The 431-nt window shown below is 68.9% G+C and carries 1 protein-coding gene; it reads right to left on the bottom strand.

Going from position 1 to position 431, the window contains the following annotated elements:
• On the bottom strand, nt 1-360 hold a 360-nt coding region (locus QZ269_RS13405; RefSeq protein ID WP_291427187.1), incomplete at its 3' end, for a hypothetical protein.
• Nucleotides 361-431 lie beyond the last annotated feature (71 nt).

A 431-nucleotide genomic window follows, 5' to 3' on the forward strand; every position in this document is an offset into this window, starting at 1 on the left:
GTGGGTTCCCCAGCGCACGCCCCCCAGTCCGATCTCCACGCCCACCAGGAGGGACGTCCAGGCGAACGCTCCCCACAGGACCACCCGCAGCAGCACCGGCACCCGCACGGGCCGCCGCCACAGCCGCGCCACGCCACCCACCACCAGGCCGACGACCAGGAGGTACACCAGCCAGTCGAGCAGCAGTGGCCCCAGGAACACCGCGTACTCCTCGCTGGACGCCGTTCCCCAGTGCGTGAATCCCAGCGGGAATCCGTACCGGTACAGCGTCGCGTACCCCTGATCCCACGAAGCCTCCACATCCACGGTCGTCCGCATGTTCACGAAGTGCACCAGGAACCATGACAGCGGAACCGTCACGCCCCAATGAAGCGCGCGGTTCTCGTTCCAGACAGCGGGCCTCATACCCCGACCCTGGCACCGGCCCGAGG

The sequence above is a fragment of the Deinococcus sp. genome (assembly GCF_018260405.1).
Classification (GTDB): domain Bacteria; phylum Deinococcota; class Deinococci; order Deinococcales; family Deinococcaceae; genus Deinococcus.